Here is a 12747-nt window from a genome sequence, read left to right as displayed (position 1 = left end):
GCCGGCTCGACCGGCCCCTTGTTCTCTTCACAATCCAGCGGACCTTTGGACGGGCATATGCAGAAACCTGTCGTCAACGTCATGGTCAAGGCGGCCCGTTCGGCCGGCAACTTGATCCTGCGCCACATGAGCAAGCTCGACAGCCTGAGCGTCTTCGAGAAGTCGAAGCAGGACTACGCGAGCGAAGTCGACGCCCAGGCCGAGGCGGAGATCATACGCGAGCTGCGCCGCGCGTTCCCGGACTACGCCATCCTGGCGGAGGAATCGGGCGCGATGGGCTCGGGCCGCCACACCTTCGTCATCGATCCGCTGGACGGCACCTCGAACTTCCTGCGCGGCTTCCCGCACTTCTGCGTGTCCATCGCGCTGTGCGAGGGCGGCGAGCCGGTGCACGGCGTGATCTTCGACCCGCTGCGCAACGAGCTCTTCACCGCCTCGCGCGGCGCGGGCGCGGTGCTCAACGACAAGAAGATCCGGATCGGCGAGCGCAAGGACCTCAACGGGGCGATGCTCATCACGGGCTTCCCGCCGCGCGAGCGCAAGCGGGTCGCGCCGCACCTGGCGGCGCTGGAAGCAGTGCTGGGCGAAGCCGAGGACATCCGGCGCACCGGCTCCGCGGCGCTCGACCTGGCCTACGTGGCCTGCGGCCGGGCCGATGCCTACTTCGAGGCGGGCGTGAAGCCCTGGGACATCGCGGCGGGCCTGCTGCTGGTCCGGGAAGCCGGTGGCCGTGTCTGCGACTTCCGGGGCGGCGGCGACAAGCTGCTCATGTCCAGCCAGATCGTCGCCGGCAACCTCAAGATCACCGAGCACCTGCAGAAGGCCATCGTGAACTCCAACTACGCGGCCGCGTTCTCGGTCTGATCCGCGGCGAGGTTGCTGCATCGAGGGGCCCGCTTCGGCGGGCCTTTTTCGTGCGCGCGGATCCGGGAGAAGCTCGCTGGCTCCTGATCGCGGGGTGCCCAAAGGAAAAGCACGGACCCAGGCGCTACGACGTGCACCCCCACCCGCCGCCGGGCGGATAGGTCTCCCAATCTGGCCGCCTTCCACGCTGGCCAAGCGGCGGCATCTCGCGTCCGAAGGGACGCGCGCGATGGGCCGTCAGTGGCCACTTGCCTTGAGCGGGTCAGCCAAGCAAGGACAGCGAGAAAGATGTTGCGCCTTGGTCCTGATCGACACGCGCAAGCATCGGAGCCCGCGGCCGCGGGCCCTTCGTTGGGCGTCCTGCTGACACGCACCGGGGACGCCGCGGAAGCGAAGGTCACTGCCTCCGACATAAAAGGCTTCACGGAGGAGGAAGTGACCTTCGCTTCCGCGGTGGCACCGGCGCCAGGTCCAGGCGCACGAAAAAGGCCCGCCGAAGCGGGCCTTTGCGGAAGCAAGACGCGCGCGGCTCAGGGCCGGCGGGCGAGTTCTGCTTCGAGGTCGTCCTTGGCGCGCGGCATCAGGTCCTGCTTGGTGACGCCCATCAGCAGCAGCAGCGGGCAGGCCACGAAGATCGAGGACAGCGTGCCGAACACGATGCCGATCATCTGCGACTCGGCCATGCCCTTGAGCGACTGGCCGCCGTAGAGATAGAGCGCCAGGATGGTCAGGAAGGCCACGAACGACGTGATGATCGTGCGCGACAGCGTCTGGTTGACCGACTTGTTGAGGATCTCGCGCGGCTCGAGCTTGAGCGTGCGGAAATTCTCGCGCACGCGGTCGAACACCACGATCGTGTCGTTGATCGAGAAGCCCATCACCGACAGGATGCCGGCCAGCACCGTCAGGTCGAACTCGTGCTGGCTGAGCGCGAACCAGCCGCAGACCACCAGCAGGTCGACCAGCGTGGTGAGGATGGCCGCGATCGCGAACTTGAGCTCGAAGCGCGCCCAGATGTAGGCCAGGAAGCCCAGCACCACGAAGATCGCCGCGTAGACGCCGTTGAGCGCCAGTTCGTTGCCGATCTGCGGGCCGACGAAGTCGCTGCGCAGCACCTTGCCCGGGTTGCCCTCGGGCTGGGCCGCGGCCAGGATCGCCGCGCCGCTGTATTCGCGCTGCGTGCCCTCGCCCTCCGCCCCCGGTTCCTGCGGCTGCAGCCGGATCACGATGTCGTTGCCCGCGCCGAAGGTCTGCACCACCGCTCCGGCATAGCCGGCGGCCTCGAGCTGCTGGCGAACCTGTTCGACGTCCACCGGCTGCGCGAACTCGATCTCGGTGGCGGTGCCGCCGGTGAAGTCGAGCGCGTAGTTGAAGCCCTTGGTGCCGAGGAAGAACAGCGACGCCAGCATGAGCAGCGCGACCACCGCCAGCGAGACGTAGCGGACGCGCATGAAATTGATGTTGCTATTGGACGGGAAGAGTTCCACGCCGCCTCCAGGAATGCGTTAGATCGAGACCTTGGCAAGCTTCTTGCGCTTGCCATAGATCAGGGTGGCGATGCCGCGCGACACCGAGACCGCGGTGTACATCGAGGTCAGGATGCCGATGATCAGCGTGATGCCGAAGCCACGGATCGGGCCGGAGCCGAACACCGCCATCGCCACGCCCGCCAGCAGCGCCGTGGTGTTGGAGTCGGTGATGGTGCCCGAGGCCTTGTCGTAGCCGTTGGCGATGCTGGCCAGCGGCGTGTTGCCGTTGCGCAGCTCCTCGCGGATACGCTCGTTGATCAGCACGTTGGCGTCCACCGACATGCCCACCGTGAGCGCGATGCCGGCCAGGCCGGGCAGCGTCAGGGTGGCGCCGATCACCGACATCACCGCCACCACCATCAGCAGGTTCAGCAGCAGCGCCAGGTTGGTGACGATGCCGAACATCTTGTAGTAGACGAGGAAGAACACCAGCACGAACACGAAGGACCAGAACACCGCCGACAGGCCGCGTTCGACGTTCTCGGCACCGAGGCTCGGGCCGATGATGCGCTCCTCGATGATCACCATCGGCGCCGCCAGCGAGCCGGCGCGCAGGAGGCGGGCCAGGCTGGCCGCTTCTTCCTGGCTGTCGAGGCCGGTGGTCTGGAAGTTCTTGCCGAACACGCCCTGCAGCACGGCGGCGTTGATCACTTCCTCGCTGACCCGGGAGGTGCGCACTTCCTGGCCATTGACCATCTTCACTTCGGGGATGGTCTCGATGTAGACCGCGGCCATGAACTTGCCGACGTTCTCGCGGGTGTGCGCCAGCATGCGGTTGCCGCCGGCGTTGTTGAGCTCGATCTGCACGGCCGGGCCGCCGCCCTGCGGATCCGGGTTGGAAGTGGCGTTGACCAGCTGGTCGCCGGACACGATGACCCGGCGCGACAGCAGGATCGGCATCGGCTTGCCGTCCGGACCCAGCTGGCGCATGTAGTAGAGGCGGGCATTGGCCGGCACCACGCCGGTACGCGCGGCTTCGATGGCCTGGGCGCCGTTGTCCACCACGTGGCGGTACTCGAGGGTGGCGGTGGCGCCGATCAGCTTGCGCGCCTCGGCGGTGTCCTGCACGCCGGGCAGCTGCACCACGATGCGGCTCTCGCCCTGGCGCTGGATGACCTGCTCGCCGACGCCCAGCGAGTTGATGCGGTTGTCGAGCGTGGTGCGGTTCTGCTCGATGGCGCCGTCCATGATCGCCTTGATCTGGGCCGGCGTGACCCGGGCCAGCAGGCGCTCGGGCTGGGCCTCGTCGGAAATCAGCTCCAGCTCGGGCGCATCGCGGCTGATGGCGGCGCGGACGCGGGCCATGTCGGCGCCGTCGCGCAGCAGCACCTGGATGCCCTCGGCGGTGCGCGAGACGCTGGTGTAGGCGAACTTGCCGTCGCGCAGGATCGCCGAGATCTCGTCGGCGAAACCATTGGTGCGCTTGTCGATGGCGGCCTGCTGGTCCACTTCCAGCAGGAAGTGCACGCCGCCCTGCAGGTCCAGGCCCATGGACATCGGGTCGGCGCCCATCACCGTCAGCCACGAGGGCACGGTGGAGGCCAGGTTCAGCGCGACCGTGTAGCCCTGCCCCAGCTCGGTGCGCAGCAGGTCGGCGACCTGTGTCTGCACGTCCGGGTTGGCGGTGCGGACGACGAGGTTCTCGCCCTCGACCGCGACCGACTTGGCCTCGACCTTGGCGGCCTCGAGCGCGCCGCGGACGCGGAGGGCCAGCGAGTCGTCGATGGTGCTGCCGCGGTTGGCGGCGATCTGCACCGCCGGGTCCTGCGGGTACAGGTTGGGCAGCGAGTAGAACACCGACAGCGCGATCACGAGCGCGGCGACGACGTATTTCCAGGTGGGGAACTGCAGCATGGGCGACAACCGTTGGCGGCCCGGTCAGGGCCGTGGGTGATTCGGATGGGGACGGATCAGGCGGACTTCAACGTGCCCTTGGGCAGGACCGCGGTCACGGCGCCGCGCTGGACCTTGATGCTGACCTTCTCGGCGATCTCGACGGTGACGAAGCTCTCGCCCAGGTCCTCGATTCGGCCGGCGAGGCCACCGCTGGTGATCACTTCGTCGCCCTTCTGCAGCTTGGCCAGCAGCTCGCGGTGTTCCTTGGCGCGCTTCATCTGCGGGCGCAGCAGCAGGAACCAGAACACGATGAAGATGATGATCAGCGGCAGGATGCTGCCGATCATGCTGGGCTGGGCGGCGGCACCACCCGCGGCCTGGGCGGCCGCCGGGGAAACGAAAATATCGAGCAGGGACATGGCTTTACCGTCTGCGTAGGGAATCAAGCGCGCAAGTATGCCACACCCCACCCCGGCTACGGGGAGGCCGCCCGGGCGGCGTGGAAGGCCTGGCGCCAGGCCTCGAAACGGCCGGCCTCGATGGCGGCCCGGATGTCGCGCATCAGCTGCTGGTAGTGGTGCAGGTTGTGGATGGTGCCCAGCATCGAGGCCAGGATCTCGTTGCAGCGGTCGAGGTGGCGCAGGTAGCTGCGGGTGTAGCCGCTGGCGCAGGTGTAGCAGGTGCAGCCTTCCTCGATCGGGCGCAGGTCCTTCTCGTACTGGGCATTGCGGATGCGCACCTGGCCGCCGCGGACGAAGTAGTGGCCGTTGCGGGCGTTCCGCGTCGGCATCACGCAGTCGAACATGTCGATGCCGCGCGCCACCGCCTCGACGATGTCCTCCGGCTTGCCCACGCCCATCAGGTAGCGCGGCTGGTCGTCCGGCAGCAGCGGCACCAGGGCGTCGAGCGTGGCGTCGCGCTCCTCCGGCGGCTCGCCCACGGCCAGGCCGCCGACCGCGTAGCCGTCGAAGCCGATCGCCTTCAGCCCCTCGGCCGAGCGCGCCCGCAGCTCTGGATGGGTGCCGCCCTGGACGATGCCGAACAGCGCCGCGTCGTTGCCCTCGTGCGCCCGCTTGCTGCGCTCGGCCCAGCGCAGGCTCAGCTCCATCGAGGTGCGCGCCACCTTCTCGGTGGCCGGGTACGGCGTGCACTCGTCGAAGATCATCACGATGTCGGCGTCGAGCGCGCGCTGCACCTGCATGCTCACCTCCGGCGACAGGAACACCCTGCTGCCGTCGGTGGGCGAGGCGAAGGTCACGCCCTCCTCGGTGATCTTGCGGCGCTTGGCCAGCGACCAGACCTGGAAGCCGCCCGAGTCGGTGAGGATCGGCCCGTCCCACTGGCAGAACCCGTGCAGGCCGCCGTGCAGGTTGATCACCTCCATGCCCGGCCGCAGCCACAGGTGGAAGGTGTTGCCCAGGATGATCTCGGCGCCGATCGCCCGCAGCGACTCGGGCAGCATCGCCTTCACCGTGCCGTAGGTGCCCACCGGCATGAAGGCCGGCGTCTCCACCGTGCCGCGCGGGAAATGCAGGCGCCCGCGGCGCGCGCGGCCGTCCTGGCCCAGTTTCTCGAAACGCATCCGGCTCACGGCGCGGCCTCCGGGTAGAGCAGCATGGCGTCGCCGTAGCTGAAGAACCGGTACTTCTCCCGCACCGCGTGTGCATACGCCGCCAGGATGCGCTCGCGGCCGGCGAAGGCGGAGACCAGCATCATCAGCGTGCTCTCGGGCAGGTGGAAGTTGGTCAGCAGCGCGTCCACGGTGCGGATCTGCTTGCCGGGGAAAAGGAAGATGTTGGTGTCGCCGGCGTAGGGCTTGAGCTCGCCGTCCCGCGCGGCGGTTTCCAGCGCGCGCACCACCGTGGTGCCGACCGCGACCACGCGGCCGCCGGCGGCGCGGGTGCGCGCCACCTGCTGGCACAGTTCTGCGCCGACGTTGAGCCACTCGCTGTGCATCTGGTGTTCGTGGATCGACTCCACCCGCATCGGCTGGAAGGTGCCCGCGCCGACGTGCAGGGTGACGTGGCCCGACTGCACGCCCTTGGCCTGCAGCGCCGCCAGCAGCGCCTGGTCGAAGTGCAGGCCGGCGGTAGGCGCGGCCACCGCGCCGGTGTGGCGGGCGAACAGCGTCTGGTAGCGCTCGAGATCGTCGTGCCCGGCCTCGCGCTGGATGTAGGGCGGCAGCGGCATGCGGCCGGCGCGCAGCAGCAATTTTTCCAGCGGCTCGTCGGTAAGGAAGCGCAGGCGGTAGAACTCGCCCTCGCGGCCCAGCACCTCCAGCGCGGTGCCCTCGTCGAGCGTGATGCGGCCGCCGGGCTTGGGCGACTTGCTGGCGCCGACCTGGGCCAGCACCTCGTGCCCGCCCACCAGGCGCTCGAGCAGGATCTCGACCCGCCCGCCGCTGTCCTTGGTGCCGAACAGGCGCGCCGGGATGACCCGGGTGTCGTTGAACACCAGCAGGTCGCCGGCGCGCAGGTACTCGGGCAGGTCGCGCACCTGGCGATCGGCGTAGGGCGGCGCATCGGGCCCGACCACCAGCATCCGGCTGGCCGAGCGCTCGGCCAGCGGGGCCTGCGCGATCAACTCGGGCGGCAGGTCGAAGTGGAAGTCGGACTTTTTCAAAGGGGCGGCATGCGGCGGCGGGGGCCGCATTATCGCCGGGAATGTCGCCCGGCCGTTAGGCGCCGTGCAGGCGGGCCTCAGCCTCCGGCCGCTGCCCCGCGTCGATGCAGCACCAGGCCGGCCATGCCAAAAACGGCCTCCAGCACGGCTCCCGCCAACGCGCCTGCGAAAACCGAGGCGCCGAGCGCGGCAAGGGCGAAGCCCGAGGCTGCCAGCACCAGGCCCAGGGCCCAGTAAAGCCGCAGGCCGTAAACGGTGGCGAACACGAGGTAGCGACCACCAATGACCAGGAGCATCGCCGGGAAGAACAGGCCCGGCAGGTGCAGGCTGAGCAGGTAGGCGATGGGCAGGCAAAAGATGAGCCAAAACGTGCTCGCCCCGGCCAGCAGGCCGAACGGATTGCCCTTGGCGTGCGCGCCGCGCGAGCCCAGCAGCTTGCACCCGAGCACGCCGACGGGATGGATGAACATGCCGCCGACGAGCAGCGCCCAGACGGCTTGCTGGGGGGATGCGAGGGCCGCGAAGCCCGCCGCGACCGACCACGCCAGCGCGGAGGCCAGGATCCCCGGGGCTCCGCCGTGGTAACCCTGCCGCATGTCGGCCTGTGCTTGCGCTACGGACATTTCCACGTGATTCCTTCCCTGTGTTTCGGTTATGGACGGAAGCGCGCTCACAGCCAGCCCTTGGCCCGCGCCACCCGATAGGCCTCGATGCGGTTCGCCGCGCCGAGCTTGCCGATCGCTTCCGACAGGTAGTTGCGCACGGTGCCGTGCGAGAGGTGAAGCCGGTCGGCGATGTCGACGCTGCGCGCGCCCTCGCCGGCCAGGCGCAGCACCTGGCGCTCGCGCTCGGTCAGCGGGTCCTCCTCGCCCCAGGCGGCAACGGCGAGCTGCGGATCGATCACGCGGCCGCCGGCGTGCACCTGGCGCAGGGCCGCGGCAAGCTGGCCGGAGGGCGCATCCTTGAGCAGGTAGCCGCGGACGCCGGCGTCAAGCGCGCGGCGCAGGTAACCGGCGCGGGCAAACGTCGTGATGATCACCACGCGCGTGGACAGCCCGGCGTCGCGCACGCGCAGGGCCAGGTCGAGGCCGGTGAGGCCGGGCATTTCGATGTCGGTCACCAGCAGGTCGGGCGCCTGCTTCGCCACCGCGACCCACGCGGCTTCGCCGTCGCCGGCTTCGGCCACCACCTCCAGGTCGGATTCCAGCCCCAACAGCGCCGCGATCGCGCCTCGCACCATGGCCTGGTCCTCGGCCAGCACCAGCCGGATCATGCGCCCGACTCCATCGCGCGCCGCGGCAGCGTGACCTGCAGGCGGGTGCCGGCGCCCGGCGGGCTGTCGACCTCGAGCCCGGCGCCGAAGGCCGCAAGGCGTTCGCGCATGCCGGCCAGGCCGTTGCCCGGCGCGCCGGCGCCGCCGCGCCCGTCGTCGGCGATGCTCAGGCGCAGTTCGCCGTCATCGGCCACCAGTTCGACCTCGACGCGGCGCGCCCCGGCGTGGCGCAGCACGTTCGTGACCGCCTCGCGCAGGGCCAAAGCCAGGGCCGACTCCAGCGCGGGATCCAGCGCCACCGGCGCCAGCCGCTGGTCCAGGCGCACGTCCGCCGACAGCAGCGCCAGGCGGGCCGCGGCCAGTTCGGCCTCGAGCCCGGTGGCGCGGATGCCGACCACCGCCTCGCGCACCTGCGCCAGCGCCTGGCGCGCGACGCTCTCGACTTCCCCGATCTGGGTGCGGGCAGCGGCGGGATGCGTGTCCACCAGGCGCCCGGCCAGCTCGCTCTTCAGCGCCACGAGCGACAGCGTGTGGCCCAGCAAGTCGTGCAGGTCGCGGCCGATGCGCTCGCGCTCGGCCATCGCCGCCAGGCGCGCCACTTCGTCGCGGGTGAGGCGGAGTTCGGCATCGCGGCGCAGGCGGGCGCGGGTCATCAGCACGCCGGCGACCACCAGCGCGCAGATCGCCGTCGCCATCGCCGCGTAGGCCAGCGCCAGCGGAAGCGGCATCACCGCGAGGAAGGCCGCCACCATCGCGGCCACCAGCAACGCCGCCAGCCACACCGCGCGCCGCGCCGGCAGCACCGTGGCCGCCATCGCGCAGGCGTAGATCACGAAGGTATTACCGCCGGGCTGGATCGCGATCAGGGCCAGGCCCAGGATCGCGGTCGCCGCGACCAGGGCGTGCTGGCGCCGGCCGCGCCAGCGCCGGAACGCGAAATACATCGGCAGGAACACCGCGATCGCCAGCACGCTGGCCACCCAGGCCCGCGCCGGCGCGTCGGTCCAGAAGCCCAGCGGCAGGAAGACGAACGGCAGGTAGACCAGGCCCAGCCACGGTCGCCCCATGAGCTCGTCGTAGGTTTCCTCTTCTTGCGGTCGCGGTGCGGGCTGGCCCATCGCTTTCCAGACTATCGGATTTCCCGCCATGGCCGCCGCCTCAGCCGCGGCGCAGGCGGCGCGCGGCCAGGGCCAGGAAGAGCGCGGTGGTGCCCAGCAGCACGGCAAGGTGCAGGCCCCAACGAACGTCCTGCGCCTGCCCGACCACCCCCAGCGCCAGCCGGCCCAGGTGCCAGGCCGGCCAGACCACGGCCAGTTTCTGCAGCAGCACCGGGAAGGCGAAGATCGGGATCCACAGCCCGGACAGCACCGACATCGGCAGGTAGACCAGGTTCACCACCGCCACCGCGCCCTGGCCGCGCACCAGCGTGCCCAGCCACAGGCCCATCGCGCAGAACGGCAGCGTGCCCAGCAGCAGCGTCGCCACCAGCAGGCCCCAGGTGCCGGGGGCCATCCGCACGCCGCCACCGACCACCGCGGCGATCGTCAGCAGGCACACCACGGTGAAGCCGACCACGAGGCTCATCGCGATCTTGGCGAGGAAATACACCAGCGTGGGCATCGGCGAGACGCGCTTGAGTTCGAGCCAGCCTTTCTCCCGCTCGATCGCCAGGCCGACGCCGAAGCCGAACAGCGCCGGGCCGATCACCCCGAACACGCCATAGGTCGCCAACAGGTAGGCGGCGCGCTCGAGCCCGCCCCATTTGCCCGGCAGCACCACCGCGAACAGCAGGTAGAAGACGACCGGGAACAGCAGGGTCGGCAGGGCGAACGCCGGCTGGCGCAGCACCGCCAGCAGTTCGTACCAGGCTTCGAGCGCCTGGATGCGCAGCAGCGACGGGGCGGCGTGGGTGGACGAAGGCAGGGCATTCATGCGGCTTGCTCCAGGGGGCCGGCGGCCACGGGGTCTTGGGTCAGGGAAACGAAGGCCTCCTCGAGGCTCAGCGGGCGCACTTCCAGCTCGGCCAGGCCGGGGTCGGCGGCCAGCCAGCGGCGCAGCACCTGCTCGGCCTGGCGGGTCACCAGCTCGGTGCCCGCGGCGGTGTCTTCCACGCACAGCACGCCGGGCCAGGACGCCAACTCGGCACTGGCGACGGTGCTGCGGGCGCGCAGGCGCTTGCCGTCGGCGCGGGCCTTGATGCCGGCCGGGCTGTCGTCGGCCAGGAGGCGGCCGCCGGCCATCAGCACGATGCGATCGGCCAGCGCATCGGCTTCCTCGAGGTAGTGGGTCGTGAGCACGATGCCGGTGCCCTCCTCGCGCAGGTGCCGCAGCACGGCCCAGAAGGCGCGGCGCGACTCGACATCGAGGCCCACCGTCGGCTCGTCGACGAACAGCAGCGGCGGCCGGCCGCAGATCGCCAGCGCAAACTGGACCCGCCGCTTCTGCCCGCCCGACAGCGCGCCATAGGGACGGCGCGCGAGGTCGGCGACGCCGGCCAGGGCCAGGGTTTCGGCCAGCGGCCGCGGCGAGGGGTAGTAGCTCGAGAACAGGCGCACGTGCTCGGCCACGCGCAGGGTGTCGGGCAGCTCGCCGTCCTGCAGCATCACGCCGATGCCGCGCCGCCGGCGCGGATCGCGCGGGTCGCCGCCGAACAGTTCGGCCCGGCCGGCGTCCGGGCTGAGCCGGCCCGTGAGCAGGCCCAGGGCCGTGGTCTTGCCGGCGCCGTTGGCGCCCAGCACGGCCAGCACCTGGCCGGCGTGGATGGTCAGGTCGAGCGCGGCCAGGGCTTGGACGGCGCCGTAGCGCTTGCCGGCGGCCTCCAGCCGGGCGAGGACGGTCGGGCAGTTCGAATCAGGGGACATGGCGGCGCTCCTCGGGGACGGCGCCAGTGTTCCGGCCGGGCCGTCGCCGCCACAGTGGCCGGCGTCAGCGATCGCGCCTGACAGCTGTCATCCGCGGCCGCCGCGGATTCAAACGCCTGGGGGTTACGCGCCCTTCACCGGGGTGGTAACATCCGCCGCAAGTATTTGATTTTCAACGCAAGACCCGACACGCGAGGGACTCCTCGCGTTTTGCTTTGGGTCCGGAGCCCGCCATGAACCTGATCGACACCCTCAAGCCCCTGCGCAGCCACGCTGGCAAGGTCCGCACCGCCGGCCTGGACGACGCCACCGTGCTCGATCTCGCCGGGCGCTACCCCGAGCTGGTCGAAGCCGTCGAGGCCGCCGTCGCGCAGCACGCCGCGATCGCCGCCGAGTTCGCCGACCTGCTCGAGCTCGACGAGCAGGCGCAGATCGAGGCCGTGCAGGCGGGCTTCGTCAACTTCTACCCGGAAGACGCGGTGAACCCGTACGTCGCCATCGCCGCGCGTGGCCCGTGGGTGGTCACGCTCAAGGGCGCCGTGGTCCACGATTCCGGCGGCTACGGCATGCTCGGCTTTGGCCACGCGCCCAAGGCGGTGCTGGAGGCCATGGCCAAGCCGCAGGTGCTGGCCAACATCATGACCCCGTCGCTGTCGCAGCTGCGCATCGTGCGCGCGCTGCGCAAGGAGCTGGGCCACACCCGCGGCGGCTGCCCGTTCGCGAAGTTCCTGTGCCTGAACTCGGGCTCGGAGTCGGTGTCGCTGGCCGGCCGCATCGCCGACGTCAACACCAAGCTGCACACCGACCCGGGCGGCCGCCACGCCGGCAAGCGGGTCAAGCGCATCGCGGTCAAGGGCGCCTTCCACGGCCGCACCGAGCTGCCGGCGCTGTACTCCGACTCCTCGCGCAAGAACTACCTGCAGCACCTGGCCAGCTACCGCCACCACAACGACCAGCTGATCACCATCGAGCCCTACTCGATCGAGGCCCTCAAGCAGGCCTTCGCCGACGCCGATGCCAACGGCTGGTACTTCGAGGCGATGTTCCTCGAGCCGGTGATGGGCGAAGGCGACCCGGGCCGCGCGGTGCCAGCGGAGTTCTATGCCGTCGCGCGCGAGCTGACCAAGGCGCACGGCACGCTGCTGCTGGTGGACTCGATCCAGGCCGGCCTGCGCGCGCACGGCGTGCTGTCGATCGTCGACTACCCGGGCTTCGAGGGCCTGGAAGCGCCGGACATGGAAACCTATTCCAAGGCGCTCAACGGCGGCCAGTACCCGCTGTCGGTGCTGGCGGTGAACGAGCGCGCCGCGGGCCTGTACCGCAAGGGCACCTACGGCAACACCATGACCGCCAACCCGCGCGCGCTCGACATCGCCTCGACCGTGCTGGGCCTGCTGACGCCGGAACTGCGCCGGAACATCGTCGAGCGCGGCCGCGAGTTCCTCGACAAGATCAACGCGCTCAAGGACGAGCTGGGCGGCGGCCTGATCACCCAGGTGCAGGGCACCGGCCTGCTGTTCTCGTGCGAGCTGCATCCGCAGTTCAAGTGCTTCGGCACCGGCTCCACCGAGGAGTTCATGCGCGAGCGCGGCATCGGCGTGATCCACGGCGGCACCAACTCGCTGCGCTTCACCCCGCACTTCGGCGTCACCAGCGGCGAGATCGACCTGGTCATCTCGCACATCCGCCACGCCCTGCTGCACGGCCCGCGCAAGTCGCAGGCCGAGGCGGCCTGAGGCAAGGGCGTTCTTGACGCGGATTT

General features: G+C 70.3%; 12 protein-coding genes. 2 read left to right on the top strand and 10 right to left on the bottom strand.

The genetic code is table 11. From position 1 onward, the window contains the following. Positions 1-57 precede the first annotated feature (57 nt). Positions 58-864: an inositol monophosphatase family protein gene (locus tag VFV21_RS09975; protein ID WP_034215460.1), complete on the top strand. Its 807-nt coding sequence runs from the start codon at positions 58-60 to the stop codon at positions 862-864. A 530-nt stretch (positions 865-1394) separates the two neighbouring features. Here the strand turns inward: VFV21_RS09975 and secF are convergent. From secF to VFV21_RS09925, 10 genes are read right to left on the bottom strand one after another with little or no spacing between them, the layout of a single operon-like run. Then, positions 1395-2315: a protein translocase subunit SecF gene (secF, locus tag VFV21_RS09970; RefSeq protein ID WP_329669403.1), complete on the bottom strand. Its 921-nt coding sequence runs from the start codon at positions 2313-2315 to the stop codon at positions 1395-1397. A gap of 54 nt (positions 2316-2369) precedes the next feature. Beyond that, a complete protein-coding gene (secD, locus tag VFV21_RS09965; protein ID WP_329669271.1) occupies positions 2370-4247 on the bottom strand; it encodes a protein translocase subunit SecD in 1878 nt (625 codons plus the stop codon). A 56-nt stretch (positions 4248-4303) separates the two neighbouring features. Then, positions 4304-4648 carry a preprotein translocase subunit YajC gene (gene yajC, locus VFV21_RS09960; protein WP_329669270.1) on the bottom strand — a complete coding sequence of 115 codons (345 nt, stop codon included), beginning with the start codon at positions 4646-4648 and terminating at the stop codon, positions 4304-4306. A 56-nt stretch (positions 4649-4704) separates the two neighbouring features. Further along, complete coding sequence (tgt, locus tag VFV21_RS09955; RefSeq protein ID WP_414638557.1) at positions 4705-5811, bottom strand: tRNA guanosine(34) transglycosylase Tgt; 1107 nt, start codon at positions 5809-5811, stop codon at positions 4705-4707. Positions 5812-5816: 5 nt separating this feature from the next. Further along, positions 5817-6881, bottom strand: a complete 1065-nt coding sequence (queA, locus tag VFV21_RS09950) for a tRNA preQ1(34) S-adenosylmethionine ribosyltransferase-isomerase QueA (protein ID WP_329669268.1) — start codon at positions 6879-6881, stop codon at positions 5817-5819. Positions 6882-6928: 47 nt separating this feature from the next. Beyond that, the gene (locus tag VFV21_RS09945) at positions 6929-7474 is read right to left on the bottom strand and encodes a DUF7010 family protein (protein ID WP_329669267.1); all 546 of its coding nucleotides are present in this window, start codon (positions 7472-7474) and stop codon (positions 6929-6931) included. Between the two features lie 47 nt (positions 7475-7521). Further along, complete coding sequence (locus VFV21_RS09940; RefSeq protein ID WP_329669266.1) at positions 7522-8124, bottom strand: response regulator transcription factor; 603 nt, start codon at positions 8122-8124, stop codon at positions 7522-7524. Then, positions 8121-9242, bottom strand: a complete 1122-nt coding sequence (locus VFV21_RS09935) for a sensor histidine kinase (protein WP_329669265.1) — start codon at positions 9240-9242, stop codon at positions 8121-8123. Before VFV21_RS09935 ends, VFV21_RS09940 begins: the two co-directional genes overlap by 4 nt. Before the next feature lie 40 nt (positions 9243-9282). Continuing rightward, entirely contained in the window at positions 9283-10056 is a 774-nt protein-coding gene (locus VFV21_RS09930; protein WP_329669264.1) for an ABC transporter permease, read from the bottom strand. Next, entirely contained in the window at positions 10053-10985 is a 933-nt protein-coding gene (locus VFV21_RS09925) for an ABC transporter ATP-binding protein (protein WP_329669263.1), read from the bottom strand. Before VFV21_RS09925 ends, VFV21_RS09930 begins: the two co-directional genes overlap by 4 nt. Positions 10986-11218: 233 nt before the next feature. Here VFV21_RS09925 and VFV21_RS09920 point away from each other — a divergent pair, with 233 nt between their 5' ends. Next, on the top strand, positions 11219-12721 hold the full coding sequence (locus VFV21_RS09920) for an aminotransferase class III-fold pyridoxal phosphate-dependent enzyme (RefSeq protein WP_329669262.1): 1503 nt from the start codon (positions 11219-11221) through the stop codon (positions 12719-12721). Positions 12722-12747 lie beyond the last annotated feature (26 nt).

This window comes from Arenimonas sp. (assembly GCF_036275555.1).
Taxonomy (GTDB): domain Bacteria; phylum Pseudomonadota; class Gammaproteobacteria; order Xanthomonadales; family Xanthomonadaceae; genus Arenimonas.
Note: the sequence above shows the minus strand (reverse complement) of the source record. Positions and strands in the feature narration are given on the sequence as shown.

Bases quoted from the DNA above. Each gene is read 5' to 3' on its own strand.
- VFV21_RS09975 (WP_034215460.1), top strand. From the start codon at position 58: ATGCAGAAACCTGTCGTCAACGTCATGGTCAAGGCGGCCCGTTCGGCC.
- secF (WP_329669403.1), bottom strand. From the start codon at position 2,315: ATGCGCGTCCGCTACGTCTCGCTGGCGGTGGTCGCGCTGCTCATGCTG.
- secD (WP_329669271.1), bottom strand. From the start codon at position 4,247: ATGCTGCAGTTCCCCACCTGGAAATACGTCGTCGCCGCGCTCGTGATC.
- yajC (WP_329669270.1), bottom strand. From the start codon at position 4,648: ATGTCCCTGCTCGATATTTTCGTTTCCCCGGCGGCCGCCCAGGCCGCG.
- tgt (WP_414638557.1), bottom strand. From the start codon at position 5,811: ATGCGTTTCGAGAAACTGGGCCAGGACGGCCGCGCGCGCCGCGGGCGC.
- queA (WP_329669268.1), bottom strand. From the start codon at position 6,881: ATGCGGCCCCCGCCGCCGCATGCCGCCCCTTTGAAAAAGTCCGACTTC.
- VFV21_RS09945 (WP_329669267.1), bottom strand. From the start codon at position 7,474: ATGTCCGTAGCGCAAGCACAGGCCGACATGCGGCAGGGTTACCACGGC.
- VFV21_RS09940 (WP_329669266.1), bottom strand. From the start codon at position 8,124: ATGATCCGGCTGGTGCTGGCCGAGGACCAGGCCATGGTGCGAGGCGCG.
- VFV21_RS09935 (WP_329669265.1), bottom strand. From the start codon at position 9,242: ATGGGCCAGCCCGCACCGCGACCGCAAGAAGAGGAAACCTACGACGAG.
- VFV21_RS09930 (WP_329669264.1), bottom strand. From the start codon at position 10,056: ATGAATGCCCTGCCTTCGTCCACCCACGCCGCCCCGTCGCTGCTGCGC.
- VFV21_RS09925 (WP_329669263.1), bottom strand. From the start codon at position 10,985: ATGTCCCCTGATTCGAACTGCCCGACCGTCCTCGCCCGGCTGGAGGCC.
- VFV21_RS09920 (WP_329669262.1), top strand. From the start codon at position 11,219: ATGAACCTGATCGACACCCTCAAGCCCCTGCGCAGCCACGCTGGCAAG.